This window comes from Rhizobium sp. SVR5-2C, from assembly GCF_056755115.1.
Map to the genome: position 1 here is coordinate 78780 of NZ_JBNDHT010000002.1, position 25425 is coordinate 104204.

The 25425-nt window shown below is 60.7% G+C and carries 17 protein-coding genes and 4 pseudogenes; 8 read left to right on the top strand and 13 right to left on the bottom strand.

What is annotated here, in order from left to right:
* Positions 1-222 precede the first annotated feature (222 nt).
* From ACPYOI_RS01145 to ACPYOI_RS01155, 3 genes are read left to right on the top strand one after another with little or no spacing between them, the layout of a single operon-like run.
* Positions 223-1422, top strand: coding sequence for an ROK family protein (locus tag ACPYOI_RS01145; protein ID WP_481422440.1), 1200 nt, complete (start codon positions 223-225; stop codon positions 1420-1422).
* Positions 1423-1467: 45 nt separating this feature from the next.
* Positions 1468-3057 (top strand): gamma-glutamyltransferase, encoded by a 1590-nt coding sequence (gene ggt, locus ACPYOI_RS01150; RefSeq protein WP_481422442.1) that lies wholly within the window; start codon positions 1468-1470, stop codon positions 3055-3057.
* Between the two features lie 10 nt (positions 3058-3067).
* The gene (locus tag ACPYOI_RS01155) at positions 3068-4681 is read left to right on the top strand and encodes an ABC transporter ATP-binding protein (RefSeq protein WP_481422444.1); all 1614 of its coding nucleotides are present in this window, start codon (positions 3068-3070) and stop codon (positions 4679-4681) included.
* Between the two features lie 477 nt (positions 4682-5158).
* Here ACPYOI_RS01155 and ACPYOI_RS01160 read toward each other — a convergent pair whose 3' ends face one another.
* The 9 genes from ACPYOI_RS01160 to melA form a co-directional block, all read right to left on the bottom strand.
* Positions 5159-6229 (bottom strand): ABC transporter ATP-binding protein, encoded by a 1071-nt coding sequence (locus tag ACPYOI_RS01160; protein WP_481422446.1) that lies wholly within the window; start codon positions 6227-6229, stop codon positions 5159-5161.
* 70 nt (positions 6230-6299) lie between these two features.
* Positions 6300-7601 carry a D-tagatose-bisphosphate aldolase, class II, non-catalytic subunit gene (locus tag ACPYOI_RS01165; protein WP_481422448.1) on the bottom strand — a complete coding sequence of 434 codons (1302 nt, stop codon included), beginning with the start codon at positions 7599-7601 and terminating at the stop codon, positions 6300-6302.
* Positions 7598-8554: an SIS domain-containing protein gene (locus tag ACPYOI_RS01170; protein WP_481422450.1), complete on the bottom strand. Its 957-nt coding sequence runs from the start codon at positions 8552-8554 to the stop codon at positions 7598-7600. The genes ACPYOI_RS01165 and ACPYOI_RS01170 overlap by 4 nt, the downstream gene beginning before the upstream one ends.
* A gap of 11 nt (positions 8555-8565) precedes the next feature.
* Entirely contained in the window at positions 8566-9423 is an 858-nt protein-coding gene (locus ACPYOI_RS01175) for a carbohydrate ABC transporter permease (protein WP_481422452.1), read from the bottom strand.
* On the bottom strand, positions 9423-10340 hold the full coding sequence (locus ACPYOI_RS01180) for a carbohydrate ABC transporter permease (protein WP_481422454.1): 918 nt from the start codon (positions 10338-10340) through the stop codon (positions 9423-9425). Before ACPYOI_RS01180 ends, ACPYOI_RS01175 begins: the two co-directional genes overlap by 1 nt.
* Complete coding sequence (locus tag ACPYOI_RS01185; RefSeq protein WP_481422456.1) at positions 10337-11593, bottom strand: ABC transporter substrate-binding protein; 1257 nt, start codon at positions 11591-11593, stop codon at positions 10337-10339. The genes ACPYOI_RS01180 and ACPYOI_RS01185 overlap by 4 nt, the downstream gene beginning before the upstream one ends.
* Before the next feature lie 27 nt (positions 11594-11620).
* Complete coding sequence (locus ACPYOI_RS01190; RefSeq protein WP_481422458.1) at positions 11621-12583, bottom strand: N-acetylglucosamine kinase; 963 nt, start codon at positions 12581-12583, stop codon at positions 11621-11623.
* A complete protein-coding gene (locus ACPYOI_RS01195; protein WP_481422460.1) occupies positions 12580-13374 on the bottom strand; it encodes a DeoR/GlpR family DNA-binding transcription regulator in 795 nt (264 codons plus the stop codon). The genes ACPYOI_RS01190 and ACPYOI_RS01195 overlap by 4 nt, the downstream gene beginning before the upstream one ends.
* Before the next feature lie 198 nt (positions 13375-13572).
* Entirely contained in the window at positions 13573-14889 is a 1317-nt protein-coding gene (gene melA / locus ACPYOI_RS01200) for an alpha-galactosidase (RefSeq protein WP_481422461.1), read from the bottom strand.
* Between the two features lie 104 nt (positions 14890-14993).
* On the opposite strand from melA, the gene ACPYOI_RS01205 reads away from it, so the two are divergent.
* Positions 14994-15890, top strand: a complete 897-nt coding sequence (locus ACPYOI_RS01205) for a helix-turn-helix domain-containing protein (RefSeq protein WP_481422462.1) — start codon at positions 14994-14996, stop codon at positions 15888-15890.
* A gap of 676 nt (positions 15891-16566) precedes the next feature.
* On the opposite strand, the pseudogene ACPYOI_RS01210 reads toward ACPYOI_RS01205, so the two are convergent.
* A pseudogene (locus ACPYOI_RS01210) lies at positions 16567-16875 on the bottom strand (IS1096 element passenger TnpR family protein); the annotation flags it as partial.
* Between the two features lie 293 nt (positions 16876-17168).
* Between ACPYOI_RS01210 and ACPYOI_RS01215 the strand changes: the two are divergent.
* Positions 17169-17495, top strand: a pseudogene (locus ACPYOI_RS01215) (hypothetical protein).
* A gap of 295 nt (positions 17496-17790) precedes the next feature.
* Here ACPYOI_RS01215 and ACPYOI_RS01220 read toward each other — a convergent pair.
* The 3 genes and pseudogenes from ACPYOI_RS01220 to ACPYOI_RS01230 all read right to left on the bottom strand — a co-directional run.
* Positions 17791-18561: pseudogene (locus ACPYOI_RS01220) on the bottom strand (SOS response-associated peptidase family protein).
* A gap of 61 nt (positions 18562-18622) precedes the next feature.
* Positions 18623-18997 carry an ATP dependent DNA ligase gene (locus ACPYOI_RS01225; RefSeq protein WP_481422488.1) on the bottom strand — a complete coding sequence of 125 codons (375 nt, stop codon included), beginning with the start codon at positions 18995-18997 and terminating at the stop codon, positions 18623-18625.
* A 48-nt stretch (positions 18998-19045) separates the two neighbouring features.
* Positions 19046-19674, bottom strand: a pseudogene (locus ACPYOI_RS01230) (ATP-dependent DNA ligase); the annotation flags it as partial.
* Positions 19675-19958: 284 nt separating this feature from the next.
* On the opposite strand from ACPYOI_RS01230, the gene ACPYOI_RS01235 reads away from it, so the two are divergent.
* Genes ACPYOI_RS01235 through ACPYOI_RS01245 form a run of 3 tightly spaced genes read left to right on the top strand, consistent with a single transcriptional unit; the run spans position 19959 to position 25397 of the window.
* The gene (locus ACPYOI_RS01235; protein WP_481422463.1) at positions 19959-20711 is read left to right on the top strand and encodes an ImuA family protein; all 753 of its coding nucleotides are present in this window, start codon (positions 19959-19961) and stop codon (positions 20709-20711) included.
* Entirely contained in the window at positions 20632-22143 is a 1512-nt protein-coding gene (locus ACPYOI_RS01240; protein WP_481422465.1) for a Y-family DNA polymerase, read from the top strand. The genes ACPYOI_RS01235 and ACPYOI_RS01240 overlap by 80 nt, the downstream gene beginning before the upstream one ends.
* Positions 22140-25397, top strand: a complete 3258-nt coding sequence (locus tag ACPYOI_RS01245) for an error-prone DNA polymerase (protein WP_481422466.1) — start codon at positions 22140-22142, stop codon at positions 25395-25397. The genes ACPYOI_RS01240 and ACPYOI_RS01245 overlap by 4 nt, the downstream gene beginning before the upstream one ends.
* Positions 25398-25425 lie beyond the last annotated feature (28 nt).

Below are 25425 nucleotides of genomic sequence, written 5' to 3' on the forward strand. Positions count from 1 at the left end.
CTCCTCAAGCCGCAGGTTTGCCTCCTCAAGGTCCCGCAGTCTGCCCAGTTTTCATACAAAAGTCATTGATGCACGGAAAGAACCCATTGTAAAGCCACCTGACGAATGGGCTAGAAAAATTCAGATAAAATCACACGTGCGCTTATATCTGTGCTCAAGATTGCTTGACTTGTGAACTTTTGTGAACCACGCTTTCCTAAACCTGACAAATCGCAATTGAAAATGACTGATATCTCCTCCTCCGCGCCGCTCATGCGGCAGATTACATCCCGGGCCGTGTTGCGCGCGGTCTTCGAGCAGTCGCCGATATCGCGCGCTGAGTTGGCACGCCTTACCGGGCTCTCGAAGCAGAGCATGTCGGAGATCGTTCGCGATTTAGAAGAGGAGGGCTGGATCAGGGTCACCGGCCGCACCCAGGGGTTGGTCGGCCGAAGCGCCGTCACCTTTGAGATCGAGCCGACCAAGGCCTTCGTCTTCGGCGCCGACATCGGCGGGACGAAGATCCACGCCGCGATCGCCGATCTCAACGGCACCGTCATGGAGGAGGTCATCGAGCTGACCGATCGGCGCGGCGGCGAGCATATCGTCGATCAGGTGGTGCGTATCAGTTCGATGCTCGCCGAACGGATCGGCATCGCCGGCGATCGGATCAAGTCGGGGGGTATCGGCATTCCTGGTGCCGTCCATCCGCGCACCCGCCGGCTGACGATGGTGCCCAACATATCGGGTCTGGTCGAGCTCGACTTTGAAAGGTTGCTAAAGGAGAGGCTCGGTTATGCCGTCTTCCTCGACAACGACGTGAACGTCGCGGCTCGCGGCGAACAATGGAAAGGCAAGGGGCGGGACATCGACAATTTCGTGTTCGTGGCGCTTGGGACCGGCATCGGCATGGGGGTTATCACCGAGGGACGGCCGCTTCGCGGTTCCCGCGGGGGGGCGGGGGAGATATCGACCCTGCCGATCGGGGCGGATCCTTTCGATTCGCGCACCTTTGCGGCGGGCGCGCTCGAATCGGCGACCGGCAGCACGGCGATCCGCGAACGCTACGAAGGCCTCGGCGGCGTCCACGGCCTGTCCGTCAAGGAGCTTTTCGAACGGCAAAGCGATCCGCTTGTGGCGCTCGTCATCGACGAGGTTGCGCGCGTTCTGGCCGTTGCCCTTACCGCCGTATGCGCCGTCGTAGATCCGCAGACCATCATTTTCGGCGGCAGCGTCGGTGCTCGGCAGGAACTGGTCGATCGCGTGAAATTTTACCTTGCCCGCTGCAATCCGGCGCCGCCATCGTGTACCGTTAGCACACTAGGAAGCCAGGCCGGTCTTCTCGGCGCAGTCGGTATCGCGCTCGACCGGTTCCGCGAAGCACTGTTTGAAATTCCGGCGAGATGGGACCAGCAGGCCGTGCCGCTGGAAAGGCTCGCATGAAGCCGGTAGCGCAAGTTTTCTCGAGTTGCATAAGCAGGGAGTGCCATGAAACAGCGTGACTTCTTCAAGCCAGGTCGTTCGGTTGCGGTTTCCGACAAGGGCATGGCCGCGACATCCCATCCTCAGGCAACGCTCGCAGCCGTCGATATTCTGCGCGCGGGCGGCAACGCGGTGGACGCAGCGGTGGCGGCGGTCGCGCTGCAATCCGTGATCGATCCGCATATGACCGGCATCGGCGGCGATTGCTTTGCGCTTTATTCGCCGGCGGGGGGGAGGCCCATCGCGCTGAACGGCTCGGGCCGGGCGCCGATGAAGGCGAAGCTGGATTTCTTCCTGGAAAACGGATTCACGTCGATCCCGGACGATAGCGTCCATGCGGTTACCGTGCCGGGCGCGGCGGATGCCTGGTGTACCCTGACCTCCCGCTACGGCTCAATCGGTCTTGACCGCGTCCTGGCACCGGCGATTGCCGCTGCCGAGAACGGCTATTGCATCACGCCGCGGGTCGAGCTCGATTGGGTCCGCTATGGAAACAGGCTTGCAAAATACCCCGCCTCCGCCGCCTACTTCCTCCCCAACGGACGGGCGCCGAAGAGTGGTGAGAACATGACCAATCCGGCGCTCGCCACCACCTTGCGGAAGGTAGCGAAGGATGGGCGCGACGCCTTCTATCGCGGCGAGGTCGCCGCGGAGATCTTAGAAAGGCTGCAGACGCTTGGCGGCCTTCACGAGGAAAGCGACTTTGCCGATTATCGCTGCTTCGAGACTGCGCCGATTTCCGCGCAGTATCGCGGCCGCGACCTGTTCGAATGCCCGCCGAACGGGCAGGGACTCGCCGCGCTGCTGATCGCACGTATCCTTGATGGGTTCGACCTGCGGAATCAAAAGCTTTCCGAAGCGGATCGCATTCATCTTCTCGCCGAGGCGACCAAGGCGGCCTATGCGAAGCGGAATGCGCTCATCGCTGACCCAGAGTTCATTACCTTCGACATCGACGAGCTCCTGAGCGACCGGTCGATCGCCGGGATGCGCAGCCGCATATCGCTGGAACGCGCCTTGCCAACGACCGCCTGGGACGGTCCCGAACACAGGGACACGGTATTCGTCACGGTCGTCGACCGCGACGGCAATGCGATCTCGCTGATCAATTCCATCTTCTTCGCCTTCGGCAGCGGCATCTATTCGCCGCGCTCCGGCGTGCTGCTGCAAAATCGCGGCGCTGGGTTCGTCGTAAAGGAGGGGCATCCCAATGCCATCGGCCCCGGCAAACTGCCGTTCCACACGATCATTCCGGCAATTCTCGCCGAGGGCGGCAAGACGCGCATGACGTTCGGCGTCATGGGCGGCCAGTACCAGGCGACGGGACATGCCCATTTGCTAAGCCAGGTCCTCGATAGGGATTTCGATCCGCAGCAGGCAAGCGACCAGCCGCGCAGTTTCTGCTTCGACGGCAAGCTCAGCCTCGAGCCGACCATATCGGAAGAGGTCCGGGCCGATCTCGAGCGCCGCGGGCATGTGACGCAATGGGCGGACGAACCGCTCGGCGGGTGCCAGGCCATCTATATCGACCACGAGCGGGGCGTCCTGCTCGGTGCATCCGATCACCGCAAGGACGGCATGGCGCTCGGCTATTGAGGTACGTTTGATGACAGCTCCCGGTATCATCTCTGTTGACGACCTTACGCTTGCGCTTCCTGTCGGAGCCGATCGAAAGTATGCCCTCCAGGGCCTGAGCTTCGAGCTGCAGCCCAAGGAAATCCTCTGCATCGTCGGCGAGAGCGGATCCGGCAAGTCGCTCTGCGCCCAGACCATCATGGGACTCCTGCCAGAGGTGATCCGCATCGAGCGGGGAAAGATCGATTTCGACGGCAGGGAGCTGATCGGTGCGGCGCCTTCACGCCTCCGGGATCTGCGCGGCAAGCGCGTGGCGATGATCTTCCAGGAACCGATGACCGCGCTCAATCCGTCAATGAGGATCGGCGAGCAGATTGCCGAGGTCTTCGAGGCGCACGACCTGCTGACGCCCGAGGAGCGGAAGTCGAGGGCCTTCGCGCTTGCGAAGGAAGTGGGCCTGCCGAACCCGGAACAGATCGTCCGCTCCTTTCCGCACCAGCTTTCCGGTGGCCAGCGCCAGCGAGCGATGATCGCAATGGCGCTGGCGCTCGAGCCGGCGCTGCTTATCGCCGACGAGCCGACGACGGCGCTTGATGTGACGACGCAGGCTCAGATCTTGCGGCTGATCCGCGATATCCAGCAGCGTCGCGGCATGTCGGTGATCTTCATTACCCATGATTTCGGCGTGGTCGCCGATATTGCTGATCGCGTCCTCGTCCTGCAGAAGGGGCTGGTCGTCGAGCAAGGGGATGCCGCGGCCGTGCTGAAGCATCCCCAGCACGACTACACGAAGGCTCTTCTGGCGGCCGTCCCGTCGTCGGTGCCGCCGGTCCGCGCCCCGCTCGACGCACGCCCGATCGCCTTCAAGGTCGATCACCTTTCCAAGACCTACGTGTCGGGCGGCGGCCTTTTCCAGCCGAAACGGCGCACGCAAGCCGTTAAGGATGTCAGCTTCGCCATTCGTCGCGGCGAAACTCTTGGCCTCATCGGCGAGTCCGGCTCCGGAAAATCCAGCGTCGCTCGCCTGCTGACAAGGCTCATCGAGCCGGACAGCGGCACGGTGATGCTCGGTGACGAGGATTTCACCGGGCTTTCGGGTTCCAAGCTCCGCCATGCGCGCAAACGCATCCAGATGGTCTTTCAGGACCCGTTCGCCTCCCTCAACCCCCGCCGTAAGGTAGGCCTGAGCATTGCCGACGGCCCGCTGGCACATGGCGCGGGTCGTGCGGAAGCGATGGGCGAGGCGGCACGGCTCCTGGAGCTCGTCGGCCTCGATCCGCGCGCCGCTGAGCGCCTCCCGCACGAATTCTCCGGCGGCCAGCGCCAGCGCATTGGCCTTGCGCGAGCGCTTGCCCTGAAACCGGACGTCCTGATCGCCGACGAATCCGTGTCGGCGCTCGACGTCACTATTCAGGCCCAGGTGCTGGAGCTCCTGGAAGAGCTGAAGGGGAAGCTCGATCTTGCAATGCTCTTCATTACCCACGACCTGCATGTCGCAGGGCAGATCTGCGACCGCATCGCCGTGATGCGGCAGGGCGAGATCGTCGAGATCAACACGACCGCCAATCTCCTAGGCAATCCGCAGCACGCCTATACGCGGGAACTGCTGTCGGCCATTCCCGGCAGCTCGGCCGCCCTGCATTGACTTGGCCTGGTCTCTCCGGCGCCCGCGGGGACCCGAGATCGAACCTGAGGGCGACCACTCTCGTGAGATGGCAGCGGTGGGCGTGTCGAGGCTCATCGACCGGACAATACACCCCACGAAGGTCTACAACGTCGGCAGGATGGCGGGGAGCGCCGCGAGGCCCTCACCTTTCACAGTCACGGACGGTCGCCGGTGCCGCCGAGGCCGACGACGAGCCCGCCCTTCGACTCGATGTCGAGCACCTCCGCACTGATCTTCTACAGAGCATGACGACCAGCCAATTGCGGTCGATCGGGCTGTTGGAGCGATGCTGGTCTCCCCTCGAATGGCAGCTCTGGGCGTAACCGAGGCTGATTTCTTGCCGCTCCGGTGAGGGCGATCACCGAAGAGCCCGTTTCAGCGCAACAAAGCAGGGTGCGGCAACCATCGCCGCACCGAATAAAAGAGCGGACGAAGAGCGATGGCGCAAAACCAACACTAGCCGATCGACAGTCGCTTTTCGCTCTTGGCATCGAAAAGATGCAGCTTGGTGAGATCCGGCATCATCCCGACCGTGTCGCCAGCCTGCAAGGAAAGCCGCTCGCGTACCGTGGCCACGAGCGGATCCGATCCGAGCTTGGCATTGATCTGGGTCTCGGCCCCAGTCGGTTCGATCACGACCACATCGGCGTTCACACCGTCCTGGCTGACAACCAGATGCTCCGGACGGATGCCATAGATCACCTCCGCGCCGCGCGCCGACGCCGCACTTTCCGGCAGCGGCAGGCGGGTGCCGCCGTCAGCGATGAATTCGATCGGTCCAGAAGTGCTGATTTTTCCCCTGATGACATTCATGCCCGGCGAGCCGATGAACCCGGCGACGAACAGATTGGCCGGGCGGTCGTAAAGATCCAGCGGCGAGCCGATCTGCTCGACATAGCCGTCGCGCATCACCACGATCCGGTCGGCCATGGTCATGGCCTCGATCTGATCATGCGTGACATAGATCGTGGTCGTTTGCAGTCGCTGGTGCAACTGCTTGATCTCCGAGCGCATCTGAACGCGAAGCTTTGCATCGAGGTTGGACAGGGGTTCGTCAAAGAGGAAAACCTGAGGCTGTCGAACGATCGCGCGGCCCATGGCAACACGCTGGCGCTGGCCGCCGGAAAGGTTTCTCGGATATCTATCGAGCAATTGTTCGAGACCGAGGATCTGTGCGGCGTCACGAACGCGGCCTTTGATCTCTTCCTTCGGTGCCTTTGACAATCGTAGCGAAAATCCCATGTTCGCCTCGACCGTCATATGCGGATAAAGCGCATAGGATTGAAAGACCATGGCAATATCGCGCTCCTTCGGTGCCACGTCATTGACGACCCTGCTGCCGATCAAGACATTGCCGTCGGAGATTTCCTCAAGCCCCGCAATCATGCGCAGCAGGGTCGACTTGCCGCATCCGGAGGGGCCGACGAGAATGACGAACTCCCCGTCGCGGATGTCGATGTCGACCCCATGTAAAACTTCGAAATGACCATAGCTCTTGCGGACATTTGCCACGTTTACGGATGCCATAACTGTCTCCTGCTGAGAATCTGGTTTCGGATCTGTGGTCGCTCCCACAGAGCGATGCGCGACCCGCCTCTTACCGAGGCGCTGTCGCGGTGGCGTAGGGGGCGAGGGCCTCATCAATGGCGGCAAGGCAGAGATCGCGGGCCTTCGGCGCGAGGCGTTTTTCGACTACCTCAGGATAGAGGCGGGCGAGATGCTGGCTGATCAGCGTTTCCGGAATGGTGTCGGGAAGGCGGGCAAACAGGTCTTCTACCGCCGCTGCCGCACGCGCGTCGGGCCAGTAATAGCGAATGCGGTCGCTATAGCTGAAGTGTCGCTGCAGCCGCTGTTCCTTTGCCGTACCGCCATAGTGACCGGCCCAATGCGCTGGCTCGGCGAGCATGATATTTTCCATCGTCGCCGCCAGTCGGCTGGTTCCGGTGTCGCCGGAGAGAGCGTTGGCAATCGCATCGAGACCGTAGAGCGCCTCCCGCAATGCGAAGGTCAGCCCCGGACCGACTTTGAGGATCGCAAATCCGCCATCAACCAGCGCTGAAAGCATGTCGGCCGGCTGGTAATCGGTGGAATGGGCCTCGAAGAGCAGTCCCTTCATCTCATCGAGGGCTGAGATCAGCGTCCGTGCGCGATCGGGCTTGTAGAGTGCGACATTGGCATTGCCGAATTCGACTCCCGGCTGAACGACGATGGCGATGACACGCTCCAGCGCCGAACTGACGCCGGCCTCAGTAAAAGCCTGCCGGTGAACATCGAGCGTTCTCAACGCAGCGTCCCGCCGCGTGACCTCGAGCTCGTCCAGCGCATGGGTCGCGCCGCCGGGCGGCGGCACTTCGGTGCCGATGACATAGACTGGCAGACGGGGGCCGATGCGGCGCGCAGCATTCTCTGCCGCCCTGGCCAAACGCGCAGCCCTTGCGGCGGTCAGCTCGTCGGCAAGTGCTACAGGTTCGCCGGCGCAGCCCATCGACGTGTCGAGATGCAGCTTTTCGAAACCAGCTTCGACATAGGCCGTTACCATCGCTTCGGCGCGTGCCATGGCGTCGTCCGCGCAGAGTTTTCGCCAAGGGTTGGGGCCGAGATGGTCGCCACCGAGAATGATGCGGTCGGCGGAAAAGTCGACTCTTGCAGCGATGCGCTCGATGAACGCCCGGAAATCCGCCGGCGTCATGCCGGTGTAGCCGCCTTCCTGATTGACCTGGTTGCAGGTCGCCTCGATCAGAACGACCTCGTCCTGCCGAGCGGCACGTCGAAGCGTCGCTTCGATGACCAGCGGATGGGCAGAGCACACCGATGTAATGCCGCGTGGCAGCGGAAGGTCTCTCTCGCCGAGAAGTTTTGCCAGAGCAATCTGGCGATTGTGATCGACCGCAGCGCTCATACCAGTGTTACGACCTTGGTGAGATGACGGGGAGAGACGGTATCGATGTTTCTTGCCTGTGCTGCACGTTCACCGAGGATCTGCAGTGCGGGTAGGACGACGAGGCCGGCGAGCGCCAGATCGGCATCGACGGGAAGCTCCAGATCGCCTGGGCCGCCGAAACCGATGACCACAGCGCCCTTTTCGCGCAACTCGCCGACCAGCTTGGCTTCGGCGGCCTTCTGGTCCGAGCTGTAGAGCATGATGGCAGCCGTCTTGTCGTCGACGAGGCTGATCGGCCCATGGCGGTATTCGAGCGGATGAAAGGCCTGTGTCATCAGCTGGCTCATTTCCATCAGCTTGAGCGCACCTTCGAGCGCAATGCCGAAAAGCGGACCGCCGCCCAGAAAGACGAAATGCGAACGGTCTTTAATGATGTCGGGCAGGGCGGCGTCGAGCGTATTCGCAAGCTGACGTGCCGATGCGACAACTGATGCCGGCACGCTCTGACCGATCAGCTGCAGGCTGAGCAACACCATGAGGCTTGCCGAAACCGTCATGACGATCCCCTCTTCGGGATGGGTGGGCGAGCAGATCAGCTGGTCACAGTTCTTGGCAAGGGCGCTTTCGGGCTCGACCGTCACGGCAGTCACGAAGGCGCCGGCGGCGCGGCTTGCCTGTGCGGCGGCAACGGTTTCCGTCGTTTCGCCGCTGCGCGAGAGCGCGACCACATGTGTCTTTTGCCATTCCGGCCAGAAATAGGAGGGTCGGTTGAACCATTCTGCACCGGGAACGGCGATCGCCTTTCGCTTCAGGTTGTTGGCATAGGCGGCCAAAGATAAAGCAAGGTTGAAGGACGTGCCGCAGCCGACAAAAACGAGCAGATCGTTCGCCTTGCCGCCTGCCTCGTTCGAGCCAAGGGCTTTTTCCCAGTATGGGAACTGCTCGAAGATTACTTTTTCGGTCGTGTTCATGATGTCTCCGATTATTTGACCGAACCAGCCAGCAGACCGCTGACGAGATACCGGTTGAGGAAGATGACGACGAGGGCGGGGATGACGATGGCGGTCGATCCACTTGCCGTGATAAGCCCGTAGTCGATGTAATTCTTGGTCACAAATTCAGGGATGAGCACCGTCAGAGGTTTCGTCGCCTGAGGCGAGAAGATAAGAGGCACCAGATACTGACCCCACGCCCCAAGGAAGGTCAAAATAGCGGCGGCCGTCAGGCCCGGTCCGGCAAGTGGCAGCACGATCTTGAAGAGGATGTAGAGGCGACCTGCACCGTCGAGCTGTGCAGCCTCTTCGAGCGCGATGGGTAACTGCTCGAAGACGCTGCGCAACAACCACAAGGAAAGTGGCAGATAGGCCGAGACATAGATCAGGGACACGCCGACATAGGTGTCGACAAGATGCATCTTGATCATGATTTGGTAGAGCGGGATCAAGACAGCATAGGCCGGCACAGCGAGTGTGGCGACGACCGCGACAAAAAGGGTTCGTCTCCCCGGAAATTCCAGGCGCGTGAAGGCGTAGGCTCCAAGGGCCGAAATCGCGACGCACAGGAACGTCGCGGCTAAGGACGTTACAATGCTGTTGACCAGGGCCGCTCGAAACTGGGCCCAAACCTGCACTCCTCCAATCTGCGCGATATTGATGCCGAAAAGACGGGAAAAATGGTCGAACGTGAAATGCTGTGGAAAGAAGTGTATCGGACGGGCTGAGAAATCCGCGGAAGGCGTGACTGAGCTTGCTACTGTCCAGTAGATCGGGCCGAGCGACCAGATTAGCAGCACGGCAAGGCCAGCCCAGATCGTAAGGCGATGGAGAAAACTAGATTTCATCAGTCGAACCGTGTGTTGCGATAGACGCGAAGGACGTAGACCAGCGAGACAAGCAGCGAGACAAGCGTGATTACTACCGAAAGCGCCATGCCGTAGGAGAAGCGAAGGTTCTGGAACGTTTCCAGATAGATTTGCACAAGGACCGGCCGCGTCGCGAGACTGGCTCCGGAGAGAACCCAAGCTTCATCAAAGAGGTTGAAAGCGTTGACGGTCGCGTTGGTCATCGCAACAGCGATAGCACTGCGCACGAGTGGCAGCGTCACCAGCGTGAACATCTGCGTCCGCGTGGCGCCGTCGATGCGCGCGGCTTCATAAAGATGGGCTGGTATGCTCTGCATGGCAGCGAGGACAATAACGATTGTGAGCGGCATCATGCGCCAGACATGAACCACGGTGACCGCGATGATCGCGCTCGTTCGGTCGTTGAACCAGACATGATTTTCGAATGGCAGGCCGAGCGCCGTCAAAATACCGTTTAACAGGCCGGCGCCGGGCTGATAGATCCACAGCCAGATGACGGAGTTGACAACGCCAGGCAGCGCCCAGGGCAGGATGACGGCCGCAAGCACCCATTGTCGGCCGACCCTCACTTGGTTGATGAGGGCAGCAGCAAGCACTCCAAAGAGCGTCTCGGCTGTTACGGCAAGGACAACATAGAGGAGCGTGTTGATCCAGGTCGTCCCCAGTTGCCCATCGGACAACATTCGCGTGTAGTTTTCCAAGCCAACGAAGGGAGTGCCGGCCTGCATCGGGTTGACCCTGTGCAGGCTGTCCCAGACGGTTCTCCCGACGGGATAGAAGACAAGTGCAGCCATAGCAATGAGGATCGGCAAGACGAGGAGCAGGCCAAGCCCGGAGTCGGCGTTGACGCCGACTCCTCGTTTGCTCCCCACGCTTGGTGAGGCGATCGCTGTCATTGCGCCATCGCCTGCTTTGTCGCGTCGGCAATGCTTTGGACTGCCTGGTCAACACTCATCTGGCCTTTGGCAGCGCTGTTGATTGCCGTGTTCACCGCGCTTGAGAACTGCGGGTACCACGGCGGGGTACCTTGCGGAAACAGCGGCTCGACCGTCTTCGATTGCGCCACAAGCGTATCGCCGCTGTGCAGTCCGCCGGCGGCGTTAAGCTCCGACAGAGCAGAGGTGCGCGTCGGAAGAAAGCCGTTCACGAAGTTCTTCTTCTGGAACTCCTTGCTAGTGAACCATTTGACGAATGCGATTGCCGCTTCCTTGTTCTGCGAGACCTTCGGGATCGCAAGAGCCTCAGGCAGGCCGAACGTGCGCGTTTGACCGCTTGCGGTCGCGACGAGAATCGCCTCCGCTTGACCGGCAACCTTTGACTGCTTCGGATCGTTCATTGCGCCCAGTCGGCCAGGTTCACCGGAAATCATAATGCTGGTGATGCCCTGGGTGAACATCCCCTCATTGATCTGGCTGTCTTTGAGGGTCGTGGAAGCCGGGTCGACGAGGCCGTCCTTCAGCAACATCAGTTCGAACGCGAGCGCCTTATAGCCGGCTGAATCCGGAGTGAGGAAAAGCGGCTTGAAATCCTTGTCAAACAGCTCGCCGCCGAAGGCCTTGGTCAGCAGATACCAGCTGGTGGAAGCCCCTTCCGTTGCCGAGAGTGGCAGACCGATTGGGTATTTGGAGATGCCCTTCTCCTTGATCTTCTTCGCTGCAGCAACGAGCGCATCGAGCGTCTTCGGCATTTCGGTAACACCGGCATCTGAAAAATGCTTCTTGTTGATGAGCATGACGCGGAAGTCGTTGGTGTAGGGCACGCCCAGTAGCTGACCGTTGACAGTGAAGATCTTGGCGACGCCGATGTCATCGACGGTCTCCTTGTCCATCACGTCATTCAGCGGCATATACCAGTCTGCGGCGCTGAACTGCCCGGTCCATGACCAGTCAAACTCTGTGACATCGGCCGGCGCCGTACCGGCGATGAGCGCGGTGACCAGCTTCGGGCGGATATCGTCCCAGGAGAGGGTCTGAAGATCGACGTGAATGCCGGTCTCGGCTTCGAAGTCGGCCGCAATCGTCGGGCCCTGCGGCGATGGCATCAGGACCGTGATCGACTGACCGGCAAGCGGCTTGGCGTCGTCTGCCAAGGCAGGCAGAGCAACCGCAATGGCGGCTGAGGCAAGCAAAGGCAATATGAATTTACGCATGTTCCCATCCTTCGTTATCGTTGACACTCATTGTCTTGATCGCGCGATCACGGCTTCGGCCGCGACCGCGACTTGCCCGAACCAGCGCTCGTCGAGACGCCAATCGAGAAGTTGGGCGGCGGCCAGAAGCGCGCCGCCAATGGGAGGAAGGACGGGTGAAACCGCCCGCCGGCCGACCCGTCGTTCGACGGCCTCGAGCAGCAGGCGGCTGGAAAAGGTGCCGCCCGCATAGGTCCAGTCGGCGCCGGCCTCGCAGTGACCAGCGATCGCGTGGTGGTGCTTGGCAAGCTCGTCGGCCGCTTTCTCGATCAGATCGATCGCCGTTTCGTCACCGTGGCTTGCCGTTCGGTCGACAAGAATGGAAAGCGCGGCAATACTTGCGCGCGGCCTTGTCAGCCCATTGATCCAGCCGCCGAGCGTGTTGATCGGATCGGCGATGTCAAGCTGGAGATGGTCATAAATGACCTTTGCCAGCGCGGTCGGCTTGGCGCGTGCATCGAGGCTCTGGCTGATGAGGTGCAGTGCTTCGCGGCCGATCCAATAGCTGCTGCCCTCGTCGCCGATCATATCGCCCCAGCCGCCCGCACGTGCGGAGGCACCCGCGCCGTTGCGCGCCCAGGACATAGAGCCGGTTCCTGACAGCACGAGAATGCCCGGCCGACCGGCAAAGGCGCCGAGATGGGCGGCATCGACGTCGTTGAGCACGATCCTGCGGTTATCCGGAAAAGCGTCGTCGATGCACTGTTTCTGAAGCGCGGAGAGATGCTCGACTTCGCCATAGGCGGGCAGGGCGGCGCCGACGGCAGCCAGCCCCGGCTCATTGCGGAAGGATTGGATATGCCGCTCCAGCTCGTGGCGCCAGTCGGGATTATCCATCGGATTGACGCCGCCGCCGAGCGCTGTTCGCAAAATCCGGCCGTCTTTGTCGGCCAATGTGAGGAGCACCTTGCTGCCGCCGCCATCGATGCCGAGGATCAGCTCGCCGCTCATTCTTTTGCTCCGAGCTCGGCATAGGTTGCATCGACACCGAAATTGGTGAGTTCGGCGCGCCATTGCGGTGTTAGGCGCGCGTCGGTGATGAGCTTTGCGGCGTCGAGCGGCGCGACCTTGTAGGTCGCCATCGTCCCGAACTTGGAAGAATCGGCGAGAACATAAGCGTTGGCAGAGCGGGCGAGCATGCGCCGGTTCAGGCTGGCTTCCGCACTATCCACGCTGTAGATGGCTCCGTCAGGACTGATGACGCTGGCGCCGAGAAACAGCTGATCGAACCAGATCGTTTCCAGCATCGCCTCCGCCTGCGGGCCGACGAGCGAGGCGTTTTCGCTGCGCAACTCACCGCCGAGAAGCACGACCTCAAGGTTCGCAATATTGAGAAACTCCTGGGCGACGATCAGGCCGTTGGTGAAGATACGCAGCGGCATCGGGTTGATGCGAATGAGCCGGGCAAGCTGAAGCACTGTCGTGCCGGCATCGAGAAAGATGGCGGTGCGTGGAAGGAGTAGCTCATAAGCCGCATTTGCGATCGCGCGCTTGGCGGAGAGATGGCGCTTTTCACGCTCCTGGAAGGCGAGTTCGACCGAAGAGCCCTCAGCGATGCGGGCGCCGCCATGCACGCGGTCGATAGCGCCATCCTGTTCGAGAATCTGCAGATCGCGCCGCACGGTTGCTAGCGAAGCGCCCACTGCGCCAGCCAAATCCTGAATGGTCGAAAAACCGTTCGCGTAAAGATGACTTCTGATGGCATCGAGCCGGTCACTCTTTACTCCACCGCTCTGGTCCACGCTTCGTCCCCTGCTGCAATCTCGCCTATTTGCGTCGAAGGTCCCATGCAATATGATCATTGTCAATCAACAAGCTGATCGCTTATGAAACTTTGCTGCCGCTATCGCTGAATGCCAGAATCGAAAGACACACTGTCCCGACAGACAGCGTGTTGCCTCGTCCTGGATGTTTTGTGAGCGAACTGGCTACGGCCAGCCTCAGTTATATGTCGGCAGCAGGTCGCCATGTGCCTCGATCAGGTCATCGACTAACCCCCAGATCTCGTCCGGCGACAGTTCGGCCGATGTATGGGGATCGAGCAGGGCTGCCTGATAGATGCGGTCGCGTTTCTTCGTCAACGCCGCTTCCACGGTCAATTCCTGGACCGAGATACTGAGTCTCATGACCGCGGCAAGCTGCGAGGGTATCCTTCCGATGCGGGTCGGCTGGATACCGTTTCTGTCGACATGGCAGGGCACTTCCACGATACTCTCCGCGGGCAGGTTCTCGATCAGGCCATTATTGGGAACATTGCCGTAGATCAGCGCCGGATTGCCGGTGACGGTTGCGTGAATGATGCCGGCGGCATATTCATTGCTGCGGCAAACCTCGATCGGCTTGTCGCCCTCGAGGTCCTGGCGCAGTCCCTGCCACCTCGCGATCTGCCTCTCGCAGCGGCTGATATATTCGTCGAGGGGAATATTGAGCTCATCGATCAGTTCGGGGCGGCGGTACTTGATGTACCAGGACGTATACTCGGAGAAATGCTCGCTGGATTCCGTGACGAAATGTCCAAGCCGCTTCAGCACATCGAAGCGCACCCGGTCGTCAGACGGTACGCGTCCCTCATCGGCGAGCGCCATCAGCCTCGGATAGAGATCCTCGCGTCTGCCATCGGCATGCAGCTTCTCGTATTTCAGGAAGAAGGCGATGTGGTTGATGCCCGCCGAGATATAGTTGATGTCGGAAATGTTATAGCCGAGGCATGAGGCGAGATGAGCGGCGGTGTGCTGGACGCTATGGCAAAGGCCGACCGTCCGGATGGAGGGCGCCAGTTCCTTGATGGCCCAGCAATTGATAGCCATTGGATTTACGTACTGCATCAGCAGCGCGTCAGGGCAGACCTCTTCCATATCGCGGCAGATCGCTTCCAGAACAGGGATGGTGCGAAGCCCGCGGAAGATGCCCCCGATGCCAAGAGTATCGGCAATGGTCTGCCTAAGGCCATATTTCTTCGGCACATCGAAATCCGTCACCGTTGCCGGCCTATAGCCGCCGACCTGCATCATCAGGATGACGAAATCCGACCCGCGCAGTGCCTCGCGACGATCGAGAGTAGCCTCGACCTTCACATTGCGCAGATTCAGCGCCTCGCAGATGCGCCGCGCGACGATCTCCGATGTCTTCAGCCGTTCGGGATCGATATCGAACAGGCTGATGACGTAGTCATTGCCTGATGGCTGGGACAACACGTCCCCCAAAATATTCTGAGCAAAAACGGTGCTGCCTGCACCCACGAGGCAGATTTTCGGCATGCGAGCTCCCATCAAATCGAGGTCATGAAGTCATTGCCTCTTCCAAATAAGAATTTCTTCCCGCTTATAGAGTTAGTATTCCTGGATTAGAGCGCGGGGAGACAATGAAAGACGGTCATATCGACGAGACTAGCGAGTGGACGGGATCGCCACGCAGCTTCCTGATCGAACGCCACACGGCCGATGCCATGGGCGCTGCGCATTGGCACGACCATGTCGAGATCAACCTGCTCCTCGACGGGGCCATGACCTACCTCTTCAACGGCCGACAGGAGCAGGTCGAGGCGGGGCGTCTTGTCCTCTTCTGGGCGGCCATTCCGCATCAGACGATATCGGTCACCCCGGACGCACCGCTGATCTGCCTCTACCTTCCGCTCGTCGATTTTCTCACTTTGTCGATCGACAAGAAAGCAAGGCAGGCCATCATGCAAGGCGCCTTTGTCGTCGAGCCGACCTGCCGCGAGACGACAATGCCGACCGTCTCGGCTTGGGTCGAGGAATGGGGTGGGGGCGATCCCGTGCGGTGCCAGCTAATTGTCGACGAGGCCAAGCTCAGGGTGCGTCGGCTTATTCTCGATCACGCTGAAGGCCAGGGCGCGTCCGTTGTAGCCGTTGCGACACCAGTCAGCCCTGCTATCCGTCATTCCGAAGTGCTGACGGACTTGATCAACCGACATTTTTCCGAACCGCTCAGCCTGACGGATCTTGCAAAGCGGGCCAACGTGCATCCGACCACAGCCAACCGGGCGTTTCGTGATGTGCTCGGCATTTCCGTGGTGGAATATCTGACACGCTATCGCCTCGCCAGGGCAATGCAGCGGCTCGCCGAGACCGAGGATTCGATCCTGGAGATTGCCCTCGACTGCGGCTTTGGTTCCAGCAGCCGCTTTTACGACGTCTTTAAACACCGCACTGGCACGACGCCTCGGCAGTTCCGCTCCTCTTTGTACCTGCCGCCTTTAGCTGCCAGGGTGTCGATCCGCACGACATCCCATAGTTGATCATAATTTTGAAATCTCATTGCAGACTTTGCCGTTCGAGCTTCCGTCGTTTGATCCAGACGCTCGTTTACCTTTTCATTCGTTCCGGGTCGCCTCGACCATATTCTGGCGGGACGAGGTGCTTGGCCAGCGCGTACATGCTTCGCGTCAGCCATGCGTGCTTCAGTTTCCAGTGGCGCGGCCAACAGATCGCGTTGCGCGCGTCGGCCTCAATGTGAATCGCCGTACTTCATTTGACTCAAACGCCGCGTGTGGCCACTCTCGCTGTTCGGTAGCTTCGAATGTTTAGATCACTATCCCGATTAGGTTCCCAGACGATCAGGATCGCCCGGAGGTCGCTAACGTTGGTTCCGGACGGACCGGTTTCGAAGGGATCGCCGATGGTGTGGAAGGCAGTGTAGCTGTTATCGGCGTCGAACTGGCGGCGCGCGTCGACGCCTGGTTGGCCGGACGCAAAATGGCCGCGTGAAATGGCTACCTACACTCTTCTTTGGGCGATTGAGATTGACGTGGTTCCTATCCCGTTCGTCACAAGTCTTTTTCCCGGGCCCATCGGTTGGCAGGCGATAGGACGAGCGCAATGGAAAAGTTCCATAATAGAACCTATGCCAGCCAATCGAAATGGTTGGTCGGCGGTCCGAATTGGTTCAAGGCGGCCACCCGGAATCCTCGCAACTCACTTCTTTGGGACGGCTTTCGGCTTCGGTTGGTACAGACGCCGTTTGACATTCGAGCGCAAAGCATTGCGCAGATCTTTGTCCACGATCGAAAGGTCGAACCATTCCGGATCAAAATATCCACCGCACCAACGAATAGTTTCGGCATATTCGGGATTTTCCCGGTCCGCGATAGTCTCCAGGAACCGCTCATATCCCGACACGCCACCAACGTCTTCGGGCGGTGGCGACCTTGTGCCGGCGACGCAGGTCCCGTGTTTGGGCGTAGCAGCGAGCGTCAAGAACTCCTCCACCGCGACGGTGTGCCGCCGGGCGACTATCGTCAAGAAGGCCGCTGGATTGTCATTGTATTCGAATTGGATCGTCCCTGACGGCGATCTGCCAGCTTGTGTAGCCTTCGAGGCTCACTATCTCTGGTGTAACCCAGAACTGGAGCATCGCCATGGATCGAGCGCGGCCAATAGGCTGTCGAAATTCTGCATCGACATTCTTCCGCCGGACCGCGAAGAGACGTGCGCATCGGATGCAACGACATGTCCGTGTTGTCGAAAGTTGCGACCGCGTCGTGCATGGATGACGATGGCTGCGGGATCTGCGACGAATGCCTGGCTCCATGACTGCCTGCGCCGAAACACCTCCACCTGTTCTGGCGACGTTCGAAGAGGCGCTTGCCAGATTGCCGGGTGGGTTTGTTGACGGAAATTTTGGTGATTGATCATGGGGCGTGACCGTCAAGCGGTCGGACAATGGCAAACGGACCTGGCTCTACGGCGAAGAGCTTAGCGGTACAGATATCGTCAGCTTCAACCTCTATCGATTGGCTGAAGCGGGGTCGATACTGAAGCCGTGCGAAATGTCCGCCGCCAAGGTGATCGAATTCGTTCTCGGTTTCGAGCCGAGCCCCGAGAAGGCTGCGTCGCGATCATAATGGCGGAAAAATGAGCACAGGATTTATATTGCATTGCAGCATATGCATGGCTGCACGGCGATCTGAGCGCTGGCGGTCGTGGGAGCATCTGGTATCTTCGGATCATCGAAGCGATGCACCTCCTCCCGCAAAGCTTCGTGTTTCAGGCGACCCACTCCTCCTCCCAAGGGGAGCCTGACGGAACGGCGGCACTCCTCCTCCCAGCCGTTGTTCAATTCTTTCGAAAAGCCTGCCGCACCTCCTCCCGCGGCAGGCTTTTTCGTTTTCCGATACGATCAAGCTCTGAGTTCAGGCGTTAAAGCAGACTGTCCTGTTCGACCGGCTCTCCAGATGTCGTGACGACCGATGATCCATACGTTCGAGCGACGAAATAATCAGCGCGTCACCCGGTAGAGGGCGGGCAAGATCCTTGGCCTCATCCCAGGGCGCCCGCATCCACGTGTCGGTCTCTTCCTTTGTCAGCAGCAGGACCGGCATGGCCTTCTCATGGATCGGCTTCACGAGATTGTTGGGATCCGTGGTCAAAAACCCATAGAGGTCGTCGGTGGTCAGGCCATCCTTGACCTTTCGCACACTCTGCCATTGCGGCACATGGATGCCGGCAAAGAACATCAGCGACTTTGCCTCATCGTGTGCAAACCAGGCATTCGGCACCTTGCCGCCTTCTTCCTGGCTGGCCGGATTCGGCTCGGCGAAGCTGGTGACCGGGACGAGGCATCTGTTTTCGACACCGAACCATCGTTTCCAATTCGGAAAATTGAGTTTGCGCACATTGGTCGTACCGCGGTCAGCCTCCATGCGGATCAGCTCTTCGAGATCGAATGGCTTGCCCTTGGCCTCCAGCTTTTCCGCCTTGGCTTTGGCTGCCTTCTCGAGCGCGAAGCGCGGAGAGGGCAGTCCCCAGCGGGCGTGAACCAATTGCTTCTTCCCGTCAGCGGTGTTGCGGACAATCGGCCCTCTGGTCAGGGTTCATCTGATAGGCTGGCATCAGGTTGATCAAGCTTTCGGCGTCCTGCGCCCATTTCGCGACCCAGTCCTTGTCTTCCATGCGATAAAGGTTACACATGCCAGATAGCTACTCCGCCAAGCCGAAATGGACGCCAATCTAGCGCATGGCGCTGATTTCGCTAGTCGAGCCGAAAGACGTCGGCATTGTCCTGGCGTTCTCGCAAGCCCTTGTAGGATGGATGGCGAAGCTTACCGTCCGTCGTCCAGGCGCGAAACTCGATCTCGGCAATCAGGGTTGGCTCGACCCAAACAATATCGGCACTTCCGGAATAGGGCAGGGGCGGTTGTTTTCGCTTCCAGCGCAGCTTGTCCAGCATCTTCCGCAACCTAATGGCCTCGGCTTCCTTGAAGCCGGTGCCGACGTTTCCGACGTGGACGAGATCGGCATCGCGATAGGCGGCAAGCACCAACGAGCCGAAGCCGACAGGGGACGCCGATGACATCTCATAACCGACGATGAAGAAAGCCTCGCTCTGCACGCATTTGATTTTCACCCAATCTCCGGTCCGGCCGGAGCGATAGGGCTGATCACAATGCTTGCCGACGATCCCTTCCAGGCCGAGGCCGCAGACATGCTCCAGTAGGATGGCGGGTTCGGCGTCGAGTGTCTCTGATAAACGGATGGCACCGTCCTTGCCGTCCAGAGCGTCTTCGAGGAGGTGCCGGCGGGAACGGTATTCGACACCGCGCAGATCGTGGCCATCCAGATAGATGAGATCGAAAGCGTAGAGGATGGCGTCCGAGGCACGGTTTCCAGGTTTTTTGTCGGATGCGCCCAGCGATTGTTGCAGCAGCCCGAAATCCGGCCGCCCCTCTTCGCGAGCACCACGGCTTCGCCATCGATGATCATCGTCGCCGGCCCGAGCGCGCGGGCGGCCTGCTCGATCGCCGGAAACCGATGCGTCCAGTCATGACCGCCGCGGGTGAGGATCCGGATCCGTTGCGGCTCGATATGAACAGCCAGCCGATAACCATCCCATTTCACCTCCCAGCTCCATTCATCTCCGGCGGGAGGCTTAGCCTTTAGTTGCGCCAGCGCGGGCTCGACGCGCTCCGGCATGGGATGGAAAAGCAGCTGCGGTTGGGCTGGATTGCGCTTCTTGCGCGGCCGCGAACGGATTGGGGCCTCGCTGTCACGAAGGAGCGGTTTTGATTTCGGAGGCTTCGTCATACCGACAGTTCAGCAGAAAAATCTTAAAGACACTGCGACGATATCAAATCTGTCCCCGCAATCCACACCGGAGGGCGATGCGTTCGCTGTAGCTCCGAAAATAATTCCAGCGATGCTATTGGTCTGATTCTCCTGGGCATTCTCTTGATTCCTAGAGTTCAGGATAATATTCCCATCCTCGCCTCCGCTTGACTCTTCCGCTGTTCGGGAACAGATACAGAACATTCGCATTTTGATCGACATGATGTCGGCCGCCAACACGACCTCGAAGGGAGCCGTGAACGATGACTGCTGCCCGTGAACGGGTGATTTCCGACTTGCGCGAGCGCATCGCGTCGCTGGAGGGTGTGTCAGCCCGGAAGGCCGGCTGCCTTTCCTTCGGCGTGCCGGAAATCGATGCGGTCCTGCCTGGCAGTGGCCTTGCTTACGGCGCACTGCATGAATTTGCAGGTGGCGGAGCGGGCACTGTGGATGGCGCGGCGGCAGCGCTTTGCGCAGCGGGAATTGCGGCCCGCACCAAGGGTCCTGTGGTCTGGTGCCTGACACGACCGGACCTGTTTTTTCCCGCCCTCGCTGAGGTCGGTCTCCATCCTGACCGGGTGATCTTCGTCGAGTCCGACAGGGAGGAGGACGTGCTCGCCAATATGGAAGAGGGGCTCTCCTTCGGTGGGCTCGGCGCGGTGGTGGGCGAACTCGTTCGCCTGCCCATGGTCGGCTCGCGGCGGCTGCAGCTGGCGGCCGAGCGGACAGGCACGATGGCGCTCGCGGTGCGACGCTGGCGACGGCAGACGGAGGCGAATGATTTCGGGCAGCCGACGGCGTCGACCACGCGATGGCGGGTCAGCGTCATGCCGTCGGAAGAACTGCCAGTGCCTGGTGTCGGGAGGCCCCAATGGTTGCTGGAACTGATGCGCGTGAAAGCGGGTGAATGTGCTGAGTTTCTCGTGAGGGCGTGCGATGACAAGGGTCGTCTCGATCTATCTACCGGATTTGCCGACGGATCGCATTCGTCGCGCCGATCCCTCCATTCCGCCTGAACAGGCGATCGCCGTGATCGCCAAAAGCGGCTCGAAACGCTGGGTGTCGGCCGCCGACGCGGCCGCCAGGAAAGCCGGCGTCCATGTCGGCATGCCGGCGGCGAAAGCGCAGGCGCTGTTCAGTGGCCTGATGCTCATGGATGCGGATCCTGCGGCGGATGCCGCAGCCCTCGAGCGGATCACGCTCTGGGCACTGACGCTCTATTCCCCTGTTGTCGCGGTTGACGGGGTCGATGGCATCGTCATGGATACTGAGGGCGCCGACCACCTGCAGGGTGGCGAACTGGCGATGGTGACGAAGATCGCCAATCAGTTCCTGGCCAGGAAGCTCACGCCCCGTGTCGCGGTCGCCGACACCTGGGGAGCCGCGCACGCCTGTGCCCGTGCCATCAGCCGTGAGACGGTCATCGTCCCGATCGGTGAAACCGTACGCGCCGTCGAAAAGCTGCCGATATCGTTGCTGCGCCTTCCGGGGAAAGTTGTGAGCGACCTTCGCACGCTCGGCTTCCAGACGATCGGCGAATTGGCCAATACGCCACGCGCGCCGCTGACGCTGCGCTTCGGGCCGGAGATCGGCCGGCGGCTCGACCAGATGTTCGGCCGTCTGTCGGAACCGATTGATCCAATCCGCAGTGCCGATCTCGTTGAAGTCAGCCGCGCCTTTGCCGAACCGATCGGTGCTGCCGAGACGATCAACAAATATGTCGGGCGACTCGTCGTGCAACTGATCGAGGAGTTGCAAAGGCGCGGCCTTGGTGTTCGACGCGCTGACCTGATCGTCGAGAAGGTCGACGGCACCCGACAGGCGATCCGCGCCGGGACGGTGAAGCCGGTGCGCGATGTGGCCTGGCTGACCAAGCTGTTTCGCGACCGGACGGAGAAGATCGAGCCTGGATTCGGGATCGAGAAGCTCACATTGGTCGCCGTGATAGTCGAGCCGCTGGAGGAACGCCAGAAATCCTCGTCGCTGGTGGAGGATGAGGTTACCGACGTCACGCCACTGATCGATATCTACGGCAACCGTGGCCAACGAGTTTATCGGGTGGCGCCCGTTGCCTCCGATGTGCCCGAGCGTTCGGTCCAGCGGATCAGCGCCGCGGCCGATCCGGTCGAGGTCACCTGGGTCGGCCATTGGCGCCGGCCGGTCCGGCTGTTGGCGCCCCCGGAGCTGATCGAGGCGATCGCCTTGCTGCCGGACCGGCCGCCGGTCTCCATCACCTGGCGTGGCAAGCGCCGGAAGATCAAACGGGCCGACGGCCCTGAGCGGATTTTCGGCGAATGGTGGCAGCGCGATGCCGAGATGGAAGCCGTACGCGACTACTTCGTCATCGAAGACGAGGCTGGCGAACGCCTCTGGGTCTTCCGCTCGGGTGACGGCATCGATCCTGAAACCGGAAGCCATCGCTGGTTCATGCACGGGATCTTCGCATGAGCTACGCCGAGCTGCAGGTCACCACCCATTTTTCCTTCCTGCGCGGTGCAAGCTCGGCGCAGGAACTGTTCGAGACCGCCAAGGCTCTCGGCATCGAAGCCCTCGGCGTCGTCGACCGGAATTCGCTGGCCCGGATTGTGCGGGCGCTCGAAGCGTCGCGCGCCACCGGTTTGCGCCTCGTCGTCGGTTGCCGGCTCGATCTGGCCGATGGCATGTCCGTGTTGGTCTATCCGATGGATCGTGCTGTCTATTCGAGGCTCACCCGGCTGATCACGCTCGGCAAGTCGCGCGGCGGCAAGAACAACTGCATCCTGCACTGGGACGACGTCATCGCCTATTCCGAAGGCATGATCGGCATTCTGGTGCCGAATCTGCCGGATGACACCTGTGCGGTGCAGCTGCGCAAGATGGCCGAGGTGTTTGGCGATTGCGCCTATGTGTCGCTCTGTCTTCGGCGCCGGCAGAACGACCAGCTGCGGCTGCATGAGATTTCCAATCTGGCAGCACGCTTCAGGGTGAGGACGGTCGTCACCAATGACGTCCTGTTCCACGAACCAGGCCGCCGGCAGTTGCAGGACATCGTCACCTGCATTCGCACTCACACGACGATCGATGACGTCGGCTTCGAGCGCGAGCGCCATGCCGATCGATACCTGAAGCCGCCGGAAGAAATGGAGCGCCTGTTTCCGCGCTACCGTGAGGCGCTCGCGCGGACGGTAGAGATTGTCCACCGCTGCAAATTTTCGCTTGAGGAGCTCACCTATCAATATCCGCAGGAGGCGATCGTGCCGGGCAAGGATGCCCAGGCCTCGCTTGAGCACTATGTCTGGGAGTGCGTTCCAGACCGCTATCCGGAAGGTCTGCCGCCTGACGTTCTAAAGACGGTGCGGCACGAGCTTGATCTCATCCGCACCATGAAATACGCGCCCTATTTTCTCACCGTCTTCTCGATCGTTCGTTATGCGCGTAGCCAGGGCATTCTCTGCCAGGGCAGGGGGTCAGCGGCCAACAGCGCCGTCTGCTATATTCTCGGCATCACCAGTATCGATCCCTCGACCAACGATCTTCTCTTCGAACGCTTCGTCAGTCAGGAGCGCGACGAGCCACCGGATATCGACGTCGATTTCGAGCACGAGCGGCGTGAGGAGGTGATCCAGTGGATCTACCAGACCTATACGCGGGAAAAGGCAGCCCTCTGCGCCACCGTCACGCGCTACCGGGCGCGCGGCGCGATCCGCGATGTCGGTAAGGCACTCGGCTTGCCAGAGGATGTGATAAAGGCGCTGTCGTCGGGCATGTGGTCCTGGTCGGAAGAAATCTGCGACCGCAATGTCCGGGAGCTTAATCTCAATCCGGACGATCGCCGTCTGGTGCTGACCCTGAAACTGGCGCAGCAGTTGATGGGCGCGCCGCGGCATCTCGGCCAGCATCCGGGCGGATTTGTCCTGACCCACGATCGGCTCGACGATCTGGTGCCGATCGAGCCGGCGACGATGAAGGACCGGCAGATCATCGAATGGGACAAGGATGACGTCGAAGCCCTGAAGTTCATGAAGGTGGACATCCTGGCACTTGGCATGCTGACCTGCATGGCCAAGGCCTTCGATCTGATACGCGAACACAAAAACGCGGATCTCGATCTGTCTGACATCGAGCAGGAGGATCCTGCGACGTATGCGATGATCCGCAAGGCCGATACGCTCGGCACGTTTCAGATCGAAAGCCGCGCCCAGATGGCCATGCTGCCGCGCCTGAAACCGCGGACATTCTACGATCTGGTCGTTCAGGTTGCGATCGTCCGGCCCGGACCGATTCAGGGTGACATGGTGCATCCCTATCTTCGTCGGCGGGAAGGAAAGGAGCCCGTTGAGTACCCGACGCCGGAACTTGAGGCAGTGCTCGGCAAGACGCTCGGCGTGCCCTTGTTCCAGGAGAGCGCGATGCGGGTGGCGATGGTCTGCGCCGGCTTTACCGGCGGCGAGGCCGACCAGCTGCGCAAGTCGATGGCGACCTTCAAGTTCACCGGCGGCGTCTCGCGGTTCAAGGACAAGCTGGTGTCGGGAATGGTGAGGAACGGCTACACGCCGGAATTTGCCGAGAAGACGTTCTCCCAACTCGAAGGCTTTGGCTCCTATGGCTTTCCGGAGAGCCATGCGGCCTCGTTCGCCCTGATCGCCTATGCGTCGAGCTACATCAAATGCCATTATCCTGACGCCTTCTGTGCCGCGTTGATCAATTCGCAGCCCATGGGTTTTTATGCGCCGGCGCAGATCGTCGGGGACGCAAGGGCGCATGGCGTCGAGGTGCGGCCGGTCTGCATCAATCGCTCCCGGTGGGACTGCACGCTAGAGCGGATCGGCAATTCCGGTCGGCATGCCGTCCGGCTCGGTTTCCGGCAGGTGAAAGGCTTGGCTGTCGCTGACGCCGCGCGGATCGTCACGGCACGCATGAACAGCACCTTTGCCTCGGTCGATGATATGTGGCGTCGATCGGGCGTACCGTCCGAGGCGCTTGTCCAACTTGCCAAGGCGGACGCCTTTCTGCCGTCGCTGAAGCTTGAGCGCCGGGATGCACTCTGGGCGATCAAGGCGCTGCGCGACGAACCGCTGCCATTGTTTGCAGCCGCGGCCGACCGGGAAATGACCGCCATTGCCGAGCAGCAGGAGCCGGACGTCGCGCTTCGACAGATGACGGACGGCCATAACGTCATCGAGGACTACAGCCATACCGGGCTGACACTGCGGCAGCATCCGATCGCGTTCCTGCGCAAGGATCTCGCGGCACGCAACATCATCACCTGCGCCGAGGCAATGAATTCGAGGGACGGGCGATGGGTCTATACATCAGGACTTGTCCTGGTGCGGCAAAAGCCGGGATCGGCAAAAGGCGTCATGTTCATCACCATTGAGGACGAAACCGGGCCGGCCAACCTTGTTGTCTGGCCGACACTCTTCGAAAAACGCCACCGGATCGTTCTCGGATCCTCGATGATGGCGATCAATGGCCGGATCCAGCGGGAAGGGGAGGTCGTCCATCTTGTCGCCCAGCAGCTGTTCGACCTGTCAGGCGACTTAGTCGGCCTTGCGGATCGCGACGAAGAGTTCAAACTGCCCGCCGGCCGCGGCGATGAGTTCGTAAGAGGCGGAGGTCCTGATCCACGGGACAAGCCGAAGCCGATGGTAGCCCCGCGCGACATGTTCGTGCCTGACCTTCACATCGATACGCTGAAAGTGAAGAGCAGGAATTTTCAATGATGCATGGGAGGGAATAACGGGTTGTGGG

What these genes read in the sequence shown, in the direction of transcription:
- ACPYOI_RS01185 (WP_481422456.1), bottom strand. Translation starts at nt 11,593, where the DNA reads ATGCGTAAATTCATATTGCCTTTGCTTGCCTCAGCCGCCATTGCGGTT.
- ACPYOI_RS01235 (WP_481422463.1), top strand. Translation starts at nt 19,959, where the DNA reads ATGACTGCTGCCCGTGAACGGGTGATTTCCGACTTGCGCGAGCGCATC.
- ACPYOI_RS01165 (WP_481422448.1), bottom strand. Translation starts at nt 7,601, where the DNA reads ATGAGCGCTGCGGTCGATCACAATCGCCAGATTGCTCTGGCAAAACTT.
- ACPYOI_RS01190 (WP_481422458.1), bottom strand. Translation starts at nt 12,583, where the DNA reads ATGAGCGGCGAGCTGATCCTCGGCATCGATGGCGGCGGCAGCAAGGTG.
- ACPYOI_RS01155 (WP_481422444.1), top strand. Translation starts at nt 3,068, where the DNA reads ATGACAGCTCCCGGTATCATCTCTGTTGACGACCTTACGCTTGCGCTT.
- melA (WP_481422461.1), bottom strand. Translation starts at nt 14,889, where the DNA reads ATGCCGAAAATCTGCCTCGTGGGTGCAGGCAGCACCGTTTTTGCTCAG.
- ACPYOI_RS01170 (WP_481422450.1), bottom strand. Translation starts at nt 8,554, where the DNA reads ATGAACACGACCGAAAAAGTAATCTTCGAGCAGTTCCCATACTGGGAA.
- ACPYOI_RS01145 (WP_481422440.1), top strand. Translation starts at nt 223, where the DNA reads ATGACTGATATCTCCTCCTCCGCGCCGCTCATGCGGCAGATTACATCC.
- ACPYOI_RS01245 (WP_481422466.1), top strand. Translation starts at nt 22,140, where the DNA reads ATGAGCTACGCCGAGCTGCAGGTCACCACCCATTTTTCCTTCCTGCGC.
- ACPYOI_RS01240 (WP_481422465.1), top strand. Translation starts at nt 20,632, where the DNA reads ATGACAAGGGTCGTCTCGATCTATCTACCGGATTTGCCGACGGATCGC.
- ACPYOI_RS01180 (WP_481422454.1), bottom strand. Translation starts at nt 10,340, where the DNA reads ATGACAGCGATCGCCTCACCAAGCGTGGGGAGCAAACGAGGAGTCGGC.
- ACPYOI_RS01205 (WP_481422462.1), top strand. Translation starts at nt 14,994, where the DNA reads ATGAAAGACGGTCATATCGACGAGACTAGCGAGTGGACGGGATCGCCA.
- ACPYOI_RS01160 (WP_481422446.1), bottom strand. Translation starts at nt 6,229, where the DNA reads ATGGCATCCGTAAACGTGGCAAATGTCCGCAAGAGCTATGGTCATTTC.
- ggt (WP_481422442.1), top strand. Translation starts at nt 1,468, where the DNA reads ATGAAACAGCGTGACTTCTTCAAGCCAGGTCGTTCGGTTGCGGTTTCC.
- ACPYOI_RS01175 (WP_481422452.1), bottom strand. Translation starts at nt 9,423, where the DNA reads ATGAAATCTAGTTTTCTCCATCGCCTTACGATCTGGGCTGGCCTTGCC.